The sequence below is a fragment of the uncultured Tyzzerella sp. genome (genome assembly GCF_963558545.1).
Classification (GTDB): domain Bacteria; phylum Bacillota; class Clostridia; order Lachnospirales; family CAG-274; genus Tyzzerella.
In genome coordinates this window covers 1-22,497 of the sequence record NZ_CAUWHO010000035.1, presented here as the reverse complement: position 1 = coordinate 22,497, position 22,497 = coordinate 1, and the positions used below count along the sequence as shown (strand labels likewise).

The following is a 22,497-nucleotide window of genomic DNA, read 5'->3' as shown; positions in this document are numbered from 1 at the left end:
CTTGCCCACCATAATAAACTCCTTGAGGTTCATCAACTAAAACTAATGCAATAACCTGAGGATTTTCGGATGGTGCAAATGCACAAAAAGATGCAATATATTTACCGCTTCTTCTTGGTAATTTTTCACTTGTTGCAGTTTTACCACCAATTCTAAAGCCAGGTATATATGTTTTGTTGCCAGTACCTTCTGAAACAACACTTTCTAATATCCATTTCATTTGTTCAGATGTTTCTTTAGATACAGTTCTTCTACCTTTTTCATAATTTAATTCTTCTATAACATTACCATTTTCATCTAATATTTTTGTAGCAAAATGAGGAGTAATAAGTTCTCCACCATTTATAACAGAAGATATGGCCCTTAATAACTGTAGGGGAGTTATTTGAAAAGATTGACCAAAGCTCATAGTTGCAAGTTCCACAGGACCTACTTTTTCTTTTTTATGCATTATACCAACAGCTTCTCCAGGTAAATCTACACCAGTTTTTTCATTAAATCCAAAAATCTTCATATATTCATAAAATTTATCAGCTCCTAATTTTTCGCCAACTTCCATAAATACAGGATTGCAAGAATTTTGAACGCCTTGAACGAAAGTTTGGCTACCGTGGCTTCTAGGCGAACGCCAACATTTTATATATCTACCACCTACAGTTTTTCCACCACCACAGTTAAAATTAGTTTCTGGTGTTATTAAGTTTTCATTAAGACCCATAGCAGAAGTCATTACCTTAAAAGTTGAGCCTGGTTCGTATGTATCATTAATGCTAAAGTTTCTCCACATTTGATTTAGTGCATTATTTTTATCCTTTTGAGACATATTATCCCAGCTAGATTTTAAATTTTCATCATTTATAATAAAAGGTTCATTTAAGTTAAAATCAGGTTTATTTGCCATAGCATATATTTCGCCATTTTGAGGATTCATTAATATTATAGAGCCTCTTTTTGCACCTTTTGCTTTAACAACCTTTTCTAACGTTTGTTCTGCATATTTTTGTATGTTTATATCTAAAGAAGTTACTAAAGTATACCCATTTATTGGGGCTAATCTTTCTTGATTACCATTTTTTAGTTCTATACCACGAGCATCTGTTTCTGTTAAAATTTTACCTTGTTTTCCTTTTAGGTATTCATCATATTTAGCCTCTAGTCCTATGATGCCTTGGTTGTCTTTACCTACAAAACCTATAACTTGTGATGCCATATTATTATTTGGGTATATTCTTTTTATATCCTCATCAATCATAACACCTACTAAATTTAAGTTTCTTATTTTATCTGCTTTTTCTTTGTCTACTTTTGTTTTAATCCTTTCCAATGCTACTTTTTTATTAACTTTTTTAAGTACATCTTCATAATTTAAATCTAGCTCTTTAGATAAAATAGATGCAACTTTTTCAGGTTCTTTTATTTGAGAATTTATAACGCTAATAGAGTAAACACTTTTATTAGTAGCTATAGGGTTATTATTCTTATCAACAATTTCACCTCTTTTAGGAGATATTAATCTATCTCTTGTTTGTTGCTCATAAGCCATTTTTTGATATTCTTCAGCTTTTATATTTTGTATGAAAAATACCCTACAAATAAGAAATACAAATGTTGACTGAAAAATAATTAAATATAATATAATTTTCTTTTTACTGTTTATATTTAATTTATCCATAAATTCCTCCTTAATAATAGATACTAGTTTTACATTATATATCAAAAAGTGTATATATATTCTATTTTAGGCACATTTATAAAAAGAGGCTAAAATGCCTCTTTTTTATAAAGATAAATTGTATTTATCTAACCAATAATTAATTTGTATAAAATATGCCATAAGCTGAGGGGAAGACATTAATTGTCCAAACCAAGGTTTACCATAATCTGAAGGTTTTTTAATAAATTCTAATACTTTGTTTTTATCTATTAAATTGTTAATAGGGGAGTTATTGTTATTTATTATAGATTGTAGTTCATTAATTAAGAGTTTTTCATAGTTAGGGTTATATGTTTTAGGATATGGACTTTTTTTGCGATTTAAAAGCTCTTTTGGTAATAAGTCTTTGGTTGCTTCTCTAAGTAGGCTTTTTTCTATATTATTTTTATATTTCATATCCCAAGGTACATTCCAAAGATACTCTATTATTCTATGGTCTGCAAATGGAACTCTAGCCTCTAAGCTATTATACATACTCATTCTGTCCATTCTTTCTAACAATGTTGACATAAACCACTTTATATTTAAATAAGCAATTTCTCGTCTTTTACATTCTTCTTTTGATTCTCCATATAGATAAGGAGTACTTTTTATAGATTTTTCATAATTTTCTAAAGAAAATTCAGATAATTTTAATTTGTCTTTTAAATCTTCAATTAAAAATAGCTCTCTTGTGTCAATATTTTTAGACCAAGGAAATGTATTAGAATTTAATAAATCTTCTCTATAAAACCAAGGATAACCTCCAAATATTTCATCTGCACATTCTCCTGTTAAAGCCACTTTATTTTCTTTAGAAACTAGAGAACAAAAATATAACATAGAAGCATCTACATCTGCCATACCTGGCAAGTCTTTAGCATCTACAGCTTTATATAACAAATCTATAAGCTCTTCTTCGTTACATTCTAAATATTTATGATTTAAATCGTATTCTTTTAGCATAATATCTACATATGGCTTATCACGTTCTGGTTGAAAACTATTAGATTTAAAATATATATCATTTTCTTTGAAATCAAATGAAAATGTATTTAGCTTTTTACCCAATTTATTTAGATAGTTAGAAGAAACAGCAGTAACTATGCTAGAATCTATACCACCAGATAAAAATGTACATACATCTACATCTGATACTAATTGACTTTCTATGGAATCTCTTACTAAAAATGATACCTTTTCTACTGTTTGCTCATAACTATCTTTATGATAATCGCTTTTTAGCTCCCAATATTGAATTTCTTTAAAACCATATTTATTAAAAATAGCAAAATGCCCTGGTTTTATTTCATATAAATTTTTAAATACGCCTTTTCCAGCTATTCTAGCAGGACCTAAACCTAATATCTGTTTTAAGCTATCTAGATTTATAGTAGGTACTATACTAGGATATTTAAAAATAGCTTTAGGTTCTGACCCAAATACTAGTGTGTTATCATTTATTGTATAAAATAATGGTTTTATACCAACTCTATCTCTAAATAGATACATTGTTTCATTTTGCGTATCATATATAGAAAATGCAAATATACCATTTAAATATTCTACACATTTTTCTTTATATTCTATAAATAAATATAAAATTACTTCTGTATCTGTTGATGTTGTGAATTTATAACCTTTGGTTTTTAAGTCTTTTTTTAGTTCACTTGTATTATATATTTCACCATTATAAACTATAATATATTTATTGTTATTTATAATTTTTATTATAGGTTGGGTTCCACTTTCCGTTAAATCTCTAATAGATAATCTAGCGTGAGTTGCACAAAAATGGTTGTCTATATAAAATCCCTTTGCATCATTACCTCTTCTTTTTAAAGATTCTCTCATATTTTCTAAAATTTCTGTGAAAAATCCTTCATTATTTAAAAAATGTTCATTAAAACTTGAAAATCCTGCTATTCCACACATAACAATTCTCCTTATAAATCTATATAAATATATTATTCAATAATAATAATAATATAACACATATTATATTTAGTTTTTTTAATATATGAAATATTATTTATATAAGTTATAAAAAATTTTAAAAATAAATTTGTTAAAATAAGCCTATAATAAAATAAAAAGTTAATAAAAATTAAAATTTAGCAATATAATAGTGTCTTGACTAAAACTATAACTTGTGTATAATTAATATTACAGCTACTATATATGCTAAAAATATCAATTTTAATGATATTTTTATAAAATTTTAGGAGGGGTTAAAATTGGTAAAAGTTATAAAAAAAGATGGTACGCTAGAAGATTTTGATGACAAAAAAATAATAAATGCCATTACAAAATCTGCAAATAGAGTAATGTACCATTTTGAAGAATATGATTATAATAATATATGTAATATTATAAAAAATGAAATAGAAAAAAGTGGTTTTACCGAAGTACCTATACATATTATGCACAATCTTGTAGAAAGTGCTTTAGAAAGTATTAACCCAGATGTTGCTAAAAGTTATAAAGATTATAGAAATTATAAGCAAGATTTTGTACATATGCTAGATGATGTTTACCAAAAGGCCCAGTCTATAATGTATATAGGAGATAAAGAAAATAGCAATACAGATAGTGCATTAGTAGCAACTAAAAGAAGCTTAATATATAATCAATTAAATAAAGAGCTTTATAAAAAATTTTTCCTAACAACAGAAGAAAAGCAAGCTTGTAATGACGGATATATATACATTCACGATATGACAGCAAGAAGAGATACTATTAATTGTTGTCTATTTGATATGGAAAAAGTTCTAGAAGGCGGATTTGAAATGGGCAACCTTTGGTATAATGAGCCAAAAACATTAGCAGTTGCTTTTGATGTTATAGGAGATGTTATTTTATCTACATCATCTCAACAATATGGTGGTTTTACTGTACCAGAAATAGATAAAATATTAGAAAAATATGCAAAAAAAAGTTATACTAAGTATGTAAATGAAATAAAAGATATATTATCTTATGCAAAAGGAAAAAATCTAAGTTATACTGATATGCAGTTTATAGAAGAAAAAGCAATTGAAAAATTACAGAGAGATTTTGAACAAGGTTTTCAAGGTATAGAGTATAAATTAAATTCTGTTGGTTCTTCTAGAGGAGATTATCCATTTGTTACATTTACAATAGGTCTTGGTAAAACAAAATTTGCTAAAATGGCTAGTAAAATAATATTAAGGGTACATAAGGAGGGGCAAGGAAAAGAAGGAAATAAAAAGCCAGTACTTTTCCCTAAAATAGTATTTTTATATGATGAAAATTTACATGGAGATGGAAAAGAGCTAGAAGATGTGTTTGATGATGCTATAGAATGTTCTAGCAAAACTATGTATCCAGACTATTTAAGTTTAACTGGAGATAGCTATGTGGCAGAAGCATATAAAAAACATAAAGCAGTTATATCTCCTATGGGTTGTAGGGCATTTTTAAGTCTTTGGTTTGAAAAAGGTGGTATAAAACCAGTAGATGAAAATGACAAGGCTATAACAGTAGGTAGATTTAATATAGGTGCTGTTTCTTTACATTTACCTATGATATATGCAAAGGCAAAAGCAGAAAGTAAAGATTTTTATTGTGTGCTAGATTATTATTTAGAAATGATAAGAAATTTACATTTAAAAACATTAGACTATTTAGGAGAAATGAAAGCATCTACTAATCCTATTGCATATTGTGAAGGTGGATTTTATGGAGGTAATTTAAAGCCTTCTGATAAAATAAAACCTATTTTAAAATCTGTTACAGCAAGTTTTGGTATAACTGCCTTAAACGAATTGCAACAATTACATAATAAAAAATCTTTATTTGAAGATGGTACGTTTGCTATAGAAGTTATGGAGTATATTAATAAAAAAATAGAAAAATTTAAAAATGAGGACAAAGTGTTATATGCTATATATGGAACACCTGCCGAAAGTTTATGTGGGTTACAAGTTAAGCAATTTAGGCAAAAATTTGGAATTATAGAAAATGTATCTGATAGGGAATATGTAAGTAATTCTTTCCACGCACACGTTACAGAAAATATAACACCTATACAAAAACAGGATACAGAAAAACGTTTTTGGCATTTATTAAATGGTGGTAAGATACAATATGTAAAATATCCAATAGAATACAATAAAGAGGCAATAAAGACTCTTGTAAAACGTGCTATGGATTTGGGCTTTTATGAGGGTGTAAACCTTAGTTTATCTTATTGTGATAAATGTGGGCATAGCCAGCTTAATATGGATATTTGTCCTAAATGTGGTAGTGATAACCTAACTAAAATAGACCGTATGAATGGGTATTTAAGCTATTCTAGAGTAAATGGAGATACTAGGCTAAACGAAGCTAAAATGAATGAAATAAAAGATAGATTAAGTATGTAAGGGGAAAAAATGAAATATCATAATATTACACACGACGATATGTTAAATGGTACAGGTCTTAGAGTTGTTTTGTGGGTTTCTGGATGTGAACATAAATGTTATAATTGTCATAATAAAATAACTTGGGATATAAATAAGGGATTAATATTTGATGAAAGCGCAAAAAAAGAAATATTTAGTGCATTAGAAAAAAATTATATAAAGGGTATTACATTTAGTGGTGGAGACCCTCTACATAAACAAAATAGAGAAGAAATATTTAATTTTATGAAAGAGATAAAAAGCAATTTCCCTACAAAAGATATTTGGCTATACACAGGTTATACTTGGGAAGAAATAAATAATTTAAATAATATAGAATACATAGATGTATTAGTAGATGGGAAATATATAGACGAATTATCAAATAAAGAGCTACAATGGATAGGCTCTTCTAACCAAAGGGTTATAGATGTAAAAAAAACATTAATGGAAGATAAAATAGTGTATTATTACTAGGAGAAGAAAATGGATAAAATTTATTTTGCAAAGATTAGAGAAGATGCTATAATCCCGACAAGGGAAGTATATAATGCAGGGATTGATATATATCCTTGCTTTGATGAAGAATATATGATAATACAACCAGGAGAAACTAAGCTTGTGCCAACAGGTATAGCTAGTGCAATACCTTTAAATTATTATATACAAATACACGAAAGAGGCTCAAGCGGTAGCAAAGGTATTAAATATGGCGCTGGAGTTATAGATAGCTCTTATAGAGGAGAATGGTTTTTGGCAACAACAAATAGTAATAATAAGCCATTATTAATTAGTAAAATAGACATAGATAGTATAGATGAGCCTATAAAAAGTATAATAAAAAAAGGATATATAATATACCCTTACAGTAAGGCCTTATTTCAAGGAGTTGTACACTGTGTACATAATGAGCTAGAGCGTGTAGAAATATCTTATGAAGATGTTTTAAAAATACCATCTAAACGTGGTGATGGGAAATTAGGTAGTAGTGGTAAATAATAGATATAATTATGTTATAAACATAAATAGGAGTTATATTCAAATGAAGAAAAAATAATTTTAAGTGTAGTATTAGTATTAAGCTTAAATCAAAATATAATATTTAGTAAATCAAAATATTGGCATATTGGATACAACTAAAACATTATTTAGAAACTTCTAATAAAATTTCAGTAAATAAAACTTTAATAAAGTATATAAAAGATACAATTATATTCTTTAATGAGTAAGAAGAACTTAACCTAAGTATATACAATTATAATAACTAAATATACTTATCACTTAGGTTTATATCAGAATATTTAGGTATATCAATTGGTTGCTCTGCTAATCATATAAAAACAGGTAATAAAATAATTTATCACTTTTAAGGTGATATGTCAAAAATACTTGATATGATTAAAGATGCTAAATATATTGGTGATTAAGGGCATAATGTATGGGTAGAAGAGTTATTATAAAGAGAATAGATAAAATTTCAATATATTTTGTATAAAATATGTTTAAAAACTTTAAATTATAAAATATAGGTTACATTTATTTTAACAAAAATGTTAAAATATCCTTGACAAATTGCTATTTAACAGGTATAAATAGATAGGGATACATTTTAATGTATTAGTATTTAATTATTGAGGAGGCTTATTAAAATGAATAAAGCAGAATTAATAGCAGCTATTGCAGAAAAAGCAGAATTAACAAAAAAAGATGCAGAGAAAGCTTTAAAAGCTTTTGAGGACGTAGTAAAAGAAGAACTTTCTAATAAAGGTGAAATTAGATTAGTCGGATTTGGTACTTTTGATGTTATAGAAAGAGCTGAACATATGGGAAGAAATCCTCAAACTAAAGAGCCTATGAAAATTGCAGCATCTACAGCACCTAGATTTAAAGCTGGTAAAGCATTAAAAGATGCTGTAAATAATAAGTAATATTTGTAAAATAAAATCTCTCTTTTTAAGAGAGATTTTATTTTACAAATATTTAAATTTTATGTAAGGAGATATAATTGTGAGATTAGATAAATACTTAAAAGTAGCTAGAATAATAAAAAGAAGAACTATAGCAAATGAGGCTTGTGATGCAGGCAGAGTTTTGGTAAATGACAAAGTGGCAAAAGCATCTTTAGATGTAAAGATTGGTGATGTTATACAAATAAACTTAGGGAATAATTGTGTAAAAATAAAGGTCTTAGAAGTGAAAGATATTGTAAAAAAAGAAGAAGCTGTAAATTTATACGAAAATATATAGTTTATTTATTTATAAAATTGACTTATTATAAAAATTTATGTATAATATAAGGTAAAATATTATTATTAAGTTGGTGATTAAATGAATATAGGTTTTTTAGGTATAGGTAATATGGGTGGCTCTATATTAAAGGGATTTTTAGCTAATAATATAAACAGTAAGGATATATTTATATATGATATAGACATTTTAAAGCTAGAACAATTTAAACAACAATTTAACGTAAATATATGTACTGATTATGAAGAATTAGTTAAAAATGTTGATTGCTTAATACTTGCTGTAAAACCAGATATTATTTTAAAAGTTTTGGAAAATATAAAAGGATATTTAGATATTTATAATCCTATAATAGTTTCTATTGCTGCCGGAGTTTCAACAAGTAGCTTATGTAATACGATAAATAATGACAATATAGGGATAATACGAATTATGCCTAATATTAATGCTGAAATTGGTTTAGCAACATCAGCTTATTGTTACAATAATATAAAAGAAGAGAATGTAGAATATGTTATAAACTTATTTAAAACTATAGGGTCTGTTTTTTATATACCAGAGGAAAAATTTAGTATATTTACAGCTATAGCAGGGTGTAGTCCAGCGTATATATACTTATTTTTAGATTCTATTGCAAAAGGGGCTCAAAAAATGGGCTTAAATAAAAAGGAGGCGCTACAAATAGCAATAGATGTTACTATTGGAAGTGCTAATATGCTAAAAATTAGCGAAAAACATCCTTGGGAGCTTATAGATAAAGTATGCTCCCCTGGAGGTACTACTATTGAGGGGATATGTACATTAGAAGAAAATAATTTTCAACAAGGTATAGTTAAAGCTATAGAGAATACTATAAAAAAAGATATATCATTAAATAAATAATAATTTTATATTTAATAGAATCTTGAGGAGATGAGATATGAGCAAAAGTAAAAAAAATAAGTCTTTTGAAGAGGCTGATTTTATAGATATATTAGATAGTAGTAAAATAGGGCTTTGGATTATCGAAATAGACAACAATACAGGTATTAATAGAATGTATTGTAATGATACTATGTTAGAATTACTTGGACGTACAGAGCGTTTATCCCCAGAAAAATGTTTTGAATTTTGGTATTCTAGGATACATAAAGGTTACTATTCTTATATAGAAAAGGCCATAGAAAAAATATGTGTAACTGGTAATGGAGTGGAAGTGCAGTATCCTTGGAAACACCCTATCTTAGGAGATATAAAAGCTAGATGCTTTGGAAGATTTATTAGTTTAAATAATGGTGTAATTAAGATAAAAGGCTTTCATCAAAACATAAATGATTTTTATAAAATGGAAGTTATTTTATCTAAATCAGATAATGAAATATTTGAATGGTATCAAGATAACAATATAGCATATGTACATACCCATTACAATCAAATTTATAAAGATGACGAGCTAACAATTGAAAATTTTCCACAAAGTTGGATTGATAATGGGATTGTACAAGATTTTTTTAAAGACGTATATTTAGAAGCTTTTAATAGAATTAATAATGGTAGCAAAAAATCTGTATGTGATATTAAAATGAAAAATAAAAACGGTAAGTATGTTTGGTTTAGAATGACACTTTTAAGCAAAAAATCACAATCAGATATATCAAGTACGGTTATAGGTACATTAGAAAATATAAATAACTTAAAAGAAATGGAAATGGCCTATACTACAGACTCAAAATTTTATAAATCTTTGTTAGAAGAACTATGTGCATATGGAAAAGTTAATGTTAGTAAAAATAAATTTTTATATGTAAGTGGATTATGGAATATTTATAGTGGTATAATAGGCGATTTAGGTATGTCAGAAATATTGCAAAAAAATATACTTAAAACAATTCATCCAGATGATAGAGAAAAATATTTTAAATTATTACACTATAAAAATCTTTTGGAAGAATATAATAAAGGAAATAATCTTTTAAAATATAAATTTAGAAGAGTTATTGATAAAGAAAACATTAGATGGATTGATTTTACAGTAACACTTTTTAGGGATACATATGAAAATGATATATTAGGGTTTTTATATTTTAAAGATATAGATAATAAAAGTAACGATAGCAACAAATATATAGAAAAATTAACTCCAGAAGAACCAGTAAAAAGCTTAGATATTACGGTAGATAAAGTTAATTATGATATAAAGGATTATAAAAGTATTAATGAAGTATTATCGGCCGAAAGCGATAATATAGCTTATATTATAGACCCAGTTAGCTATAAATTAATAGATGCAAATGATACATTCTTTAATTTTTTTAAAATGGATAAGGAAGAATGTATAGATAAAGAATGTTATAAAATTATATATAATAAAGAAAAGCCTTGTAGCTTTTGCAAGAATATATTTTGGAGCTATTCAGACTTTTTTATATGGAATCAATATAATAAACATCTAAAAAAAGATTTATTATTAAAAAATAAATTAATATCTTTAAATAATAAAAAGTGTATGTTTACATTAGGGACTAGCATTCCTTTAGAAGAAAACATAGAAAAGTATAATATTAATCAAGACATAAGTAAAGTTATATTATCTTCTATAACACATCTTTGCAAAGAATATAACTATGAGGATAACATTAATTATATACTAGAACTAATATGCAAATTTTACAATTCTGAACTTGGGTTTGTATTTACAATAAATAAAAAAGATGAAATTTCTTCTTCTTATTATTCTTATTTAGAAAATAACTTAGAAAACAAAATAAAATTAGATTTAGAAAATATAATATTAAACGAATTTATTAATTCTCCTATTAAAGGAATAAAATATTTAAGCGGAGAACAAGAGGCTATACCTATATCACATAGTTTATATAATTTTATGATACAATACAAATTATGTAATATGCTTATTATTCCTATTGTAAGTAAAAATAATTATATAGGCTACATAATATGTATTGATAGCAACAAAATAGAAAATAATCATTATTATGAAAATATGGAAGAATACTGTAATAGTATTTCTTATTTTATAGGCGAGCAAATTATTAAAAGTACCTTAGAAAAAGAATTGCAGTTAGAAAAAAATTATGATACATTAACAGGTGTGCTTAATAGGAACGCATATAGAATATATGAAAAACATTATGATTCAGATAATATTGAAAATATAGGTGTTATATGTTTAGCATTAAATGAACTTAATAATATTAACCATACAGCAGGTATATTAGCTGGTGACCAAATAATATTAAATTTATCAAATATACTTAAAAGTCAGTTTAATAAAAATATAATATTTAGGTTAAATGGAAACGAATTTTTAATATTAATAGAAAATATTGAATATGAGATTTTCTTAGAAGAAATAGAAAATTTATCTAAATCTTTAGAAAAAATGGGCTTATCTATGACATATGGTAAAGCTTGGAGCAGTAATGAAAAAGAATTAAACCATCTTGTTAATTCTGCCATACATTTTAGAAAAGCACAAAGCAATAAAAATAGAGAACTTGTTAATGATACTACCTGTAAAAGAAATACGTTATTAAGAGAAGTAATGTTATCTATAGAAACAAAAGAATACGAAATATTTTTACAACCTAAGGTACAACTAAAAGATAATAATCTATGTGGTGCTGAAGCTTTAATAAGAAAAAGAAACTTAGAAGGTGGGTATGTATCACCAGATAAATTTATACCTATATTAGAGCATCATTATTTAATACATTATATAGATTTATTTGTTTTTGAAGAAGTTTTAAAATTGTTAGAATCTTGGAAAAAGAAAAATAAACCTCTTATACCAATATCACTAAATTTTTCAAGAAGAACATTATTAGAGGATGATATTGTTAAAATGGTGTCAGACATAAAAAGTAGATATGATGTAGACCCTAAATATATAGAAATAGAAGTTACAGAAAGTATAGGAGATTTAGAAAAACAAGCTATATGTACTGTGCTTAAAAAAATAGAGAATATGGGAATAAGTATTCTTTTGGATGATTTTGGTGTAAAATATAGTAATTTAACAATTTTATCTGAAATAGATTTTGATGGTTTAAAATTAGATAAAATTATGGTAAAAAATTTAGGCGAAAATGCTATAAATGAAGTAATAATGAAAAATATAATATGTATGTGTAAAGAACTAAATATAAAAACAATTGCAGAAGGTGTAGAGACTAAAGAGCAAGAAGAGGTTTTGCGTAATATGAACTGTGATATGGTTCAGGGATATTTATATTCTAAGCCTGTATCTGTAAGTGAATTTTTAAAAAATAATGATGGATACTTTAATTATATTTAGTAATTAATTTTTTAATACTTTTTATTTAAAAATATAATTAATATTTTAGTTGTAAAATATAAAAAGCTTCCTCTTAAAAGAGGAAGCTTTTTATATTTTTTTCCTCATAGCATTTAATATGGCTATAACAGATACACCAACATCTGCAAAAACAGCTATCCACATTGTAGCATATCCAAATAAAGCAAGGAATAAAACACTAAATTTTACTAATAGTGAGAAAATTATATTAGATTTTACTATTTTAATTGTATTTTTACTAATAATAATACCTTCTTTAATTTTTTCTAAATTATCATTCATTATAACTATATCGGCAGCTTCTATAGCTGCATCAGAACCAACACCACCCATAGCAATACCAACATCAGATATAGCTAAAACAGGTGCGTCATTTATACCATCTCCAACAAAAGCAACTTTTTTATTATTATTTTCTAGTTTAATTTTTTCAAATATAGATACTTTGTCTTGAGGTAGTAACTCATAATATACATCATCTATTCCTATACTATTAGCAACAAACTGTGCTGTTTCTTTTCTATCACCACTAAGCATAATTGTGCTTGAAATACCTAGTTGTTTTAAAGCAGTAATTGTTTCTTTAGATTCCGATTTTATAACATCAGATACTACTATATAACCTATATATATTCCATTTTTAGCTACATAAACAATTGTTCCATTATCGTTAGATTTTTTATAAGATATATTATATTTATCTAGTAATTTTGAATTTCCCAATAATATTTCATTATTATTAACCATACCTTTTAAGCCATATCCACTTATTTCTTCAAAATTTTCTACTTTATAATTATTTGAAATATTTTTAAAATTATTTTCATAATAGTTAACAATAGATTTTGCAACAGGGTGTATAGACAAACTTTCTAAGCTATACACTAAGCTTAAAAATTCTTCTTTATCAATATTGTTAGTTTCTATTTTACTTATTTCAAATACGCCTTTAGTTAATGTTCCTGTTTTATCAAAAACAATTGTATCTACAAGGCTCAAATCTTGCATATATACGCTACCTTTTATTAAAATTCCTTTTTTAGATGCAGCACCTATACCACTAAAGAAACTTAAAGGAACAGATACAACTAAGGCACAAGGACAAGATGAAACTAAAAATACTAAACTTTTTTCTATCCAATGAGAAAAGTTATATCCTGTAAATAGGGGAGGTATAATAGCTAAAAATATTGCAGATATAACTATTACAGGTGTATATATTTTAGCAAATTTACTTATAAAACTTTCTGTTTTAGATTTTTTTACATAAGAGTTTTCTACTAAATCTAGTATTTTAGAAACTGTAGAGTTTTTGTATTCTTTAGTAACTTTAATTTTTAAAATACTATTATTGTTAATACTACCACTTAGTATTTCATCTCCAACAGAAACTTTTCTAGGGATAGCCTCGCCTATTAAGGCACTCATATCTAAAAATGAGCTACCATCTACTATAATTCCATCAAGAGGTACTTTTTCTCCAGGTTTAATAATTATTATATCATTTATAGATATTTCTTCTGGGTCTACTTTTTCTCCATTTTCTTTTGTTGCATATTCTGCCTTAATATTAACTAAAGATTTTATAGCTTTTCGAGATTTTCCAACTGCTTTTTCTTGAAAATATTCGCCAATTTGGTAAAATAGCATAACAGCCACAGCTTCTGGATATTCTTTTATTATAATAGCACCCACTGTTGCAAGAGCCATTAAAAAATTTTCATCAAATATTTTACCTTTTAAAATATTCTTTAAAGCTTTAAATATTACATCGTAGCCAAGTATTAAATAAGCTATTGTATAAAGCAGTGTTAAATCGAAAACTTTAGCTATAACAAATATACCAGCACCTATTAATATTCTTGATAGTTCAATTTTTTCATTTATGTTGTTTTCGTTATCTTCATTATCTTTTTTAGATTTAATATCTTTAGATATAACAGAAATTTCTAAACCAGATTCTATTTTATCTATTAAATTTTTTATACTTTGTATTTTATTTTCTATATTCTCATTATCATAGAAGTCTATTTTTATTATTTTGTCTATAAAATTTAATGATGCAGAGCTAACAAAATTTAGGTTATTAACTTCATCTTCTATAAGGCTAGCACAATGAGCACAATCTAAACCATTTAATTTAAGTTTTATGGAAGACTTATTATTAATAGGTTCTATTTTTATACCTGGTTCTATTTTATCTATAAGTTTTTGAATATTTGGTATTTCAGAATTAATATCAACATATTCTTTAAAATTTATTTTTAAAGTTTTATTTATAAAGTTTAGGTTTGCTTCTTCTACTGTATTAGTTTTGTTTAATTCTTCTTCTATAAGGCTAGCACAGTGGGCACAGTCTAAATTGAGTATATTAAAAATTTGACTGGTCATAAACATCACTCCTCATAATTAATTTTGTGCATTAAATGCGATAACCCTTGGCTTAAAATTTCAAAAACGTGGGAGTCATCTAGAGAATAGATAACTGCTTTACCTTCTTTTTTAAATTTTACTATATTATTTTGTCTAAGTATTCTAAGCTGGTGAGATACTGCAGATTGGTTCATATCTAAAGATTTTACTAAATCGCCAACACATAAATCGCTTTCTAATAGGGCATATAAAATTTTAACCCTAGTAGAGTCTGAAAATACTTTAAAAAAATCTGCCATATCATATATTATTTCATCTGATAAGGAATTACTTTTTATCATCTCAACAGTTTCATTATTAAAACATTCACAAGTTTCAATTTTATTTTGTTCTTTCAAGTAAACACCTCCTATATATGAATAATTGTTCATATGTTAATTATAATATACTCTATTTTTTTTGTCAATATTAAAATTTTTATATGTTTAAATATTGTATAAAATATAATAATATTATATAATAATTAACATAAGAAATTTTTGCGAGGTATATATGATAGAAGGAAGAATAATAAAAGGTGTTGGAGGGTTATATTTTATTGATACTAATAATGGGATAGTAGAATGTTCTGTTAGAGGTATTTTTAGAAAAAATAAAATAACACCAACAGTTGGAGATTATGTAAAAATATCTTTATTAGAAGACAACAAAGGTATTATAGAAGAAATACTAGAAAGAAAAAACATACTTATTAGACCTAGAGTGTCTAATATAGATTGTGCAATTATTACTTTTTCTATAATTAGCCCCAACATAAATATAGATTTATTAGATAGGTTTTTAGTATTGGCAGAAAGCCAAAGTGTTGAAAATATAATAATATGTATTAATAAATGTGATTTAGCTAATGAAGAAGATATTACATATATAAAATCTTTATATAAAGATATATATCCTATAATTTTTACAAGTACTATAAAAAATATAGGTATACAAGATTTAAAAAACTTTATGGATAGAAAAGTAACAGTTTTTGCAGGTCCTTCTGGTGTAGGAAAATCTAGCTTAATAAACTATATATTGCCAAATGCAAGCTTAAGGACAGGGGATATAAGTAAAAAAATAGAGCGTGGTAAACACACAACAAGACAGGTTGAACTACTAGAGGCTTGGGAACATACTTATATTGTAGATTCACCAGGGTTTACATCTTTAAATATGGACTTTTTAGAAAATGACTTAGATAAATATTTTAAAGAATTTAAATACTTTTTAGGTGATTGTAAATTTTATGATTGCAAGCATATCCACGAGCCAAACTGTGCTATAAAAGGGCAAATAGGTAAAAATATATCTAAAGAAAGATATAATAGATACACAAAATTATTAAATGAAATGTTAGAAAGGAACTAAAAATATGATTAAATTATCTCCCTCTATATTATCTGCAAATTTTGTAAGATTAGAAGAAGAACTAAAAATATTGGAAAAAGAAGGTATACAATATGTACATATAGACGTTATGGATGGTATGTTTGTACCTAATATATCTATTGGTATGCCTGTTATAAAAAGTATTAGAAAAGCTACTAATATGGTGTTAGATGCACATTTTATGATTGAAAAACCAGAAAGATACATAGATGAATTTATATCTTTAGGTTGTGATATTATAAATTTTCATTTTGAGGCAACTAATGAACATATGGAAATAATAAAAAAAATAAAAGATGCTAATAAAAAGGTTGGAATGACTATAAAACCAAACACAAGCTATAAAGAGCTATTACCATATATAAAATATTTAGATTTAGTACTTGTTATGAGTGTAGAACCTGGATTTGGTGGACAAAAATTTATGGAAAATAGCCTTGAAAAAATATCTGCATTAAGAGATTACATATATGAAAATAACTTAAATTGTGAGCTAGAGGTAGACGGTGGTATAAAAATAGATAATGTAGATAAAGTTTTAGAAGCAGGTGCTAACGTTATAGTAGTTGGTTCTGATATATTTGAAAAAGAGGACAAGTCTAGTATTATTAAGGAATATAATGAGATATTTAAAAAGTTTGGGTGATATTATGAGAGTTTTGATTGTAGGTAGTGGTAATATATATAATGAAGGTATACAAAAAATTTTAAAATCTAATGATATAATTATATGTTGTGATGGTGGTAGCAAATATTTATTTGAAGAGGGTATTATACCACATTATATATTGGGAGATTTAGATTCTTCTATACCACAAATAATACAGTTTTATAAAACTAAAAATGTAACTTTTAAAAAATTTGCCACAAAAAAAGATGAAACAGATATGGAGCTTTGTATAGATTTTGCAATATCGTTAGGTGCAAATGAAATAATAATTTTAGGTGCTACTGGGACAAGGCTAGACCATACGTTGACAAATATAAATCTTTTAATAAAGGCAGAAGAAGCTAATGTTAAGGCAACAATTATAGATAGTAATAACCAAATAAATATAATATCTAGTAGTATAGAAATAATAGGACAAAAAGGTGATTTAGTATCATTAATCCCTATTACTACATTTGTTGAAGGTGTAACTACAATAGGGCTAGAATATCCTTTAAAAAATGCTACTATGAGTATAGGCAAATCTTTGGGTGTTAGCAATGTTATGGAAAATAGCATAGCTAGTGTTTCCATACAAAAAGGGTATTTATTAGTTATGAAATCTAATGATTAAAATATAAAATATAAAAATTTTGGAGGGTTAATTATGAAAGGTATAATTAGTGTAATAGGTAAAGATAATATAGGTATTATAGCAGAAGTTTGTGGATTTTTATCAAAAAATGAAATTAATATATTAGAAATATCTCAGCATATACTTGATGGATATTTTAATATGACTATGGTGGTAGATATATCCAATGTAGATGATAAATTTAGTCAAGTTATAGAAGGTATAGAACAAGTGGCAAAAAATATTGGCGTAGAAATAAAATTACAAAGAGCCGACATATTTGATAGTATGCACAGAATTTAATAATTTGGGAGGGAAATTAATGTTAACCAACTATGAAATACAAGAAACTAATAAAATGATAGAAGAATCTAACTTAGATGTTAGGACAATAACTATGGGTATTAGTCTTTTAGATTGTATAGATTCTGATATAAATAAATTAAAAGATAAAATTTATGATAAAATAACAAAAAATGCAAAAAATTTAGTATCCGTAGGTGATGATATAGCTAAGGAATACGGTATACCTATAGTAAATAAAAGAATAGCTGTTACACCGATAGGGCTTATAGGTTTAGACCATAAACAACAAGATTTTGTAGAAATAGCCAAAACTTTAGATAAAGCAGCAAAAGATGTAGGGGTAAATTTTATAGGTGGGTATTCTGCATTAATAGAAAAAGGTAGTACAAATTCAGATATAAACCTTGTTAGAAGCATACCTGAGGCTTTAGCTAGTACAGAGAGAGTTTGTTCATCTGTTTGTGTTGGCTCATCTAGGTATGGTATTAATATGAATGCTGTAAGAAAAATGGGTGAAATAATTAAAGAAATGGCATATCTTACAAAAGATAATAGCTCTATGGCTTGTGCAAAATTTGTTGTATTTTGTAATGCTGTTGGCGATAATCCATTTATGGCAGGTGCTTTTCACGGTGTATCAGAAAGAGATTTAGTTATAAATGTTGGAGTTAGTGGACCTGGTGTTGTAAAAAAAGCTTTAGAGGAAGTAAAAGGAAAAGATTTTGAAATACTTTGTGAAACAGTTAAAAAGACGGCATTTAAAATAACAAGAGTAGGACAATTAGTAGCATCAGAGGCATCTAAAAGACTTAATGTACCTTTTGGTATAATAGATTTATCTCTTGCACCAACTCCAGCTGTTGGAGATAGTATAGCAGAGATATTTAATGAAATGGGATTAGAATATGCAGGTGCTCACGGCACAACTGCCGCTCTTGCCATATTAAATGATAACGTAAAAAAAGGTGGGGTTATGGCATCTTCTTATGTTGGTGGACTTAGTGGTGCATTTATACCAGTTAGTGAAGACCACGCAATGATAGATGCTGCAAAAAAAGGATTTTTAACATTAGATAAGTTGGAAGCTATGACTTGTGTTTGTTCTGTTGGACTTGATATGGTTGCTATACCAGGAGATACTAGCGAGCATACAATATCTGCAATAATAGCAGATGAAATGGCCATAGGTATGGTTAATAATAAAACAACAGCAGTTAGGATAATACCTGTTATAGGTAAAGATGTTGGAGAAATGGTATCTTTTGGAGGCCTTTTAGGAGAAGCACCTATAATGCCTGTAAATAAAGCTAGATGTGAAGATTTTATTAAACGTGGAGGAAGAATACCAGCACCTATCCATAGTTTTAAAAATTAACAAGCAAATAATGGAGGGATAATTTATGAATAAAGTATGTGAATTAAAAAGTGCTAAAGTGTTTTACTTTTTTGAAGAAATAAGTAAAATACCTAGACCAAGCTTTCACGAAAAAGCTATAAGTGAATATTTAGTAAATTTTGCTAAAGAAAGAAATTTAGAAGTTAGAATAGATGAAACTTATAATGTTGTTATAAAAAAACCTGGTACAAATGGTTATGAAAAGAGTCGAGTGGTAGCTATACAAGGACATACAGATATGGTGTGTGAAAAAAATAAAGATGTAGAACACGATTTTTTTAAAGACCCTATCAAAATAATATATGATGGAGATTTTATAAAAGCAGATAGAACAACTTTAGGTTCTGATAATGGCATAGCTGTTGCTATGACTTTAGCATTATTAGATTCTAATGATATACCACATCCACCAATAGAAGCTATTTTTACAGCTTGTGAAGAATCTGGTATGGAAGGGGTAAGCGCTTTAGAAACTAATGATTTAAATGCTACTGTATTTTTAAATATAGATTCTGATGAAGAAGGTATATTTACTGTTGGTTGTGCTGGTGGTGTAAAATGTGACATAGAAATACCAGTAAACTTTGAAGATAATAAGAAATCGTCTTATTGTGTTGGTGTTTATGGCTTAATGGGCGGGCATTCTGGTATAGATGTTAATAAAGGAAGAGGCAATTCTAATAAACTTTTAGCAAGATTATTAAACACTTTATCTAAAGATATAGATTTTTCTTTAAATAAAATAGAAGGTGGCTCTAAAGACAATGCTATACCTAGAGAAGCAGAAGCTACTATTTCTATAGATGATAATAATTTAAACTTATTAAAAGAAAAAATTAAAAAAATAGAAAATGTATATAAAGAGGAATACAAAAATACAGACCCTAATCTATCATTAAGATTAGAAAAAGTGGAAAACTTTAATAAATCTTTTAGTAAAGAAGATTTTAAGAAAATAATAACAGCATTGATGTTATTCCCTAATGGTGTACAAACTATGAGTACTAATATAGAAGGCCTTGTAGAAAGCTCTATAAATTTAGGTGTAGTTAGAACTACAGATAGTAGTATACAAATTGTATCTTCCATAAGAAGTGCTGTTTCTTCTAAAAAAGAGCTTATAATGGAGCAAGTTGAATTACTTATAAATAGTATGAAAGGTAAAATAGAATTTAGAGGTTCTTATCCAGCTTGGGAATATAAGGAAAAGTCTTTGGTTAGAGATAAATGTATAAACATATATAAAAAAATGTATGAAAAAGAGCCAGAATTACAAATTATACACGCAGGGTTAGAATGTGGACTATTTTCAGAAAAGATGCCACAATTAGATTTAATATCTTTTGGTCCAAATTTATATGATATACATACTCCAGATGAAAGAGCAAGTATATCTTCTATAGATAGAACTTGGGAATTTTTACTAAACCTTTTAAAAGAATTAAAATAGGAGATAGTTAAATGAAATTACCGTGGAATAAAAAATATTTAATAATATCTTTTCATATAGTAGTTACATTAGTGATGTTATACGCCTTAAAATATGGAATAGATTTTTTTGCATATGTTTTAAAAAATTTAGGTATAATATTTGAAAATATACAAAATGGGTTAAGTTGGTTTTTATCTACTATTATAGTTGTTGTTATAGCATTTGTATTGGCGTATTTATTAGACCCTGTTGTTGATTTTTTTCAAATTAAATATGAAAAAGTATATGATAAATATTTAAAAGAAAAAATTGAAAAAGTTAAAAGTAACAAAAAAAATAAAAAAAGACGTAATAAAAAAGAAAAAGTTGAAACAAAAGGAAGATTAGAAGGTACTATACTAACATACTTATCGATAGTACTAGTTGTAGTTGTACTTAGTATGGTGTTAGTAAATAGCATAAGTAAAAGTGGTGCAGGAAGTTTTATAGACAATATAACAACATATATAACAACATCTATATCTGGATTTCAACAAGATTTACTAAAGTTTTATAATAAGATAGATGGAGAATTAATTAGCAATGAAATTTTTGAAGAATACATTTCTCCACATCTTAATAAAATAACAAAAAGTTTTTCATCTTTTGTATATGATATTGGGAATAATATTATATCTATAATAACAAATATAGGTAATGGTATAGTTAATGTTCTTATTAGTATAGTAATTTGCTTTTATTTCTTAAAGGACAAAAAAGTTATAAAAGAAAAATTAGAAAATGTATGTATTACATTTTTACCTAAAAGATTTTACACTGTTGTAAAAGATGGTTTAGGAGATGTACACGCAGTATTTTCTGGTTATATAAGAGGTATGCTATTAGATGCTTCTATTATGGCAATACTTATAAGTATTGTATTATCTGCTATTGGATTAAAATTTGCCGTTATTATAGGTATAATATCTGGTTTTTCTAATGTAATACCATATTTTGGCGCATTAGTAGGATTTTTATTAGCTATATGTGTTGCGCTTATAAGTGGTGAGCCTATGCAAGCTCTATATGCAACTATCGGTATGATAGCTTTACAACAAGTAGATACAATATTTATTGCACCAAAAGTGGTAGGTGAAAGTGTAGAGCTTAGCCCTGTTGTTGTTATTATAGCTCTATCTATTACAGGTAATTTATTTGGTTTATGGGGTATGGTTTTTGCTATTCCTGTATTTGCTACAATAAAATTATTTTCATCTAGAATATATAAAAGACGTAGACTAAAAAAACAAATATCTTAATTAAGAAGGTTGTATAATGTATTTAAGTTAGCGTAAAAATCACTAAAGTTAAACATTATACAACTTTTTTTGTTTGTTCAATTTTTACAAGGAGAAGAATTAATTAAAGATAAGACCTGAAATAGTGAAAAAAGAAAATAAAACAGAAGTTATACTTGGAATTGTAAGGGTAAATTATACAAAATAAAAGTATGTAATCTACTGTTACATACTTTAAATTAAAATAATTGTGGTTAAGAAATATTATCAGCATTTTTACTAAATGAAATTATTAAGATATTTAAAAAATAGCAGATGAGCCTATAAAT

18 protein-coding genes are annotated in these 22,497 nt (G+C 26.3%); 14 read left to right on the top strand and 4 right to left on the bottom strand.

The features are described 5' to 3' along the window. Positions 1–1,672: penicillin-binding transpeptidase domain-containing protein (locus tag R5Z65_RS06725; protein ID WP_317368035.1), on the bottom strand; the 1,672-nt coding region annotated here is incomplete at its 3' end. A 105-nt stretch (positions 1,673–1,777) separates the two neighbouring features. Beyond that, positions 1,778–3,628: an asparagine synthase (glutamine-hydrolyzing) gene (asnB, locus tag R5Z65_RS06720; protein WP_317368034.1), complete on the bottom strand. Its 1,851-nt coding sequence runs from the start codon at positions 3,626–3,628 to the stop codon at positions 1,778–1,780. Between the two features lie 302 nt (positions 3,629–3,930). Between asnB and nrdD the strand changes: the two genes are divergently transcribed. The 7 genes from nrdD (at position 3,931) to R5Z65_RS06685 (ending at position 12,646) form a co-directional block, all read left to right on the top strand. After that, complete coding sequence (nrdD, locus tag R5Z65_RS06715) at positions 3,931–6,081, top strand: anaerobic ribonucleoside-triphosphate reductase (RefSeq protein WP_317368032.1); 2,151 nt, start codon at positions 3,931–3,933, stop codon at positions 6,079–6,081. A 9-nt stretch (positions 6,082–6,090) separates the two neighbouring features. Next, entirely contained in the window at positions 6,091–6,579 is a 489-nt protein-coding gene (gene nrdG / locus R5Z65_RS06710; protein ID WP_317368029.1) for an anaerobic ribonucleoside-triphosphate reductase activating protein, read from the top strand. Positions 6,580–6,588: 9 nt separating this feature from the next. Then, the gene (locus R5Z65_RS06705) at positions 6,589–7,101 is read left to right on the top strand and encodes a dUTP pyrophosphatase (RefSeq protein ID WP_317368027.1); all 513 of its coding nucleotides are present in this window, start codon (positions 6,589–6,591) and stop codon (positions 7,099–7,101) included. Between the two features lie 650 nt (positions 7,102–7,751). Next, entirely contained in the window at positions 7,752–8,030 is a 279-nt protein-coding gene (locus tag R5Z65_RS06700) for an HU family DNA-binding protein (protein WP_317368025.1), read from the top strand. A 79-nt stretch (positions 8,031–8,109) separates the two neighbouring features. After that, entirely contained in the window at positions 8,110–8,349 is a 240-nt protein-coding gene (locus R5Z65_RS06695) for an RNA-binding S4 domain-containing protein (RefSeq protein ID WP_317368022.1), read from the top strand. Between the two features lie 81 nt (positions 8,350–8,430). Continuing rightward, on the top strand, positions 8,431–9,231 hold the full coding sequence (gene proC / locus R5Z65_RS06690; RefSeq protein WP_317368020.1) for a pyrroline-5-carboxylate reductase: 801 nt from the start codon (positions 8,431–8,433) through the stop codon (positions 9,229–9,231). Between the two features lie 37 nt (positions 9,232–9,268). Next, positions 9,269–12,646, top strand: coding sequence for an EAL domain-containing protein (locus R5Z65_RS06685; protein WP_317368019.1), 3,378 nt, complete (start codon positions 9,269–9,271; stop codon positions 12,644–12,646). Positions 12,647–12,736: 90 nt separating this feature from the next. On the opposite strand, the gene R5Z65_RS06680 is transcribed toward R5Z65_RS06685, so the two are convergent. Together R5Z65_RS06680 and R5Z65_RS06675 are read right to left on the bottom strand one after the other, a co-directional pair. Next, complete coding sequence (locus R5Z65_RS06680) at positions 12,737–15,058, bottom strand: heavy metal translocating P-type ATPase (protein ID WP_317368017.1); 2,322 nt, start codon at positions 15,056–15,058, stop codon at positions 12,737–12,739. 5 nt (positions 15,059–15,063) lie between these two features. Next, complete coding sequence (locus R5Z65_RS06675) at positions 15,064–15,438, bottom strand: metalloregulator ArsR/SmtB family transcription factor (RefSeq protein WP_317368016.1); 375 nt, start codon at positions 15,436–15,438, stop codon at positions 15,064–15,066. A gap of 154 nt (positions 15,439–15,592) precedes the next feature. Here R5Z65_RS06675 and rsgA point away from each other — a divergent pair, with 154 nt between their 5' ends. Genes rsgA through R5Z65_RS06640 form a run of 7 tightly spaced genes read left to right on the top strand, consistent with a single transcriptional unit; the run spans position 15,593 to position 22,189 of the window. Continuing rightward, on the top strand, positions 15,593–16,453 hold the full coding sequence (gene rsgA / locus R5Z65_RS06670; RefSeq protein WP_317368014.1) for a ribosome small subunit-dependent GTPase A: 861 nt from the start codon (positions 15,593–15,595) through the stop codon (positions 16,451–16,453). Positions 16,454–16,457: 4 nt separating this feature from the next. Beyond that, positions 16,458–17,120 (top strand): ribulose-phosphate 3-epimerase, encoded by a 663-nt coding sequence (rpe, locus tag R5Z65_RS06665; protein WP_317368013.1) that lies wholly within the window; start codon positions 16,458–16,460, stop codon positions 17,118–17,120. Between the two features lie 4 nt (positions 17,121–17,124). Continuing rightward, positions 17,125–17,757 carry a thiamine diphosphokinase gene (locus R5Z65_RS06660; protein WP_317368012.1) on the top strand — a complete coding sequence of 211 codons (633 nt, stop codon included), beginning with the start codon at positions 17,125–17,127 and terminating at the stop codon, positions 17,755–17,757. A 30-nt stretch (positions 17,758–17,787) separates the two neighbouring features. Further along, a complete protein-coding gene (locus R5Z65_RS06655) occupies positions 17,788–18,060 on the top strand; it encodes an ACT domain-containing protein (protein ID WP_317368036.1) in 273 nt (90 codons plus the stop codon). 19 nt (positions 18,061–18,079) lie between these two features. After that, positions 18,080–19,438, top strand: coding sequence for a PFL family protein (locus tag R5Z65_RS06650; protein ID WP_317368011.1), 1,359 nt, complete (start codon positions 18,080–18,082; stop codon positions 19,436–19,438). 25 nt (positions 19,439–19,463) lie between these two features. Then, positions 19,464–20,909, top strand: a complete 1,446-nt coding sequence (locus R5Z65_RS06645) for an aminoacyl-histidine dipeptidase (protein WP_317368008.1) — start codon at positions 19,464–19,466, stop codon at positions 20,907–20,909. An 11-nt stretch (positions 20,910–20,920) separates the two neighbouring features. After that, positions 20,921–22,189 (top strand): AI-2E family transporter, encoded by a 1,269-nt coding sequence (locus R5Z65_RS06640; RefSeq protein WP_317368006.1) that lies wholly within the window; start codon positions 20,921–20,923, stop codon positions 22,187–22,189. Positions 22,190–22,497: the final 308 nt, after the last annotated feature.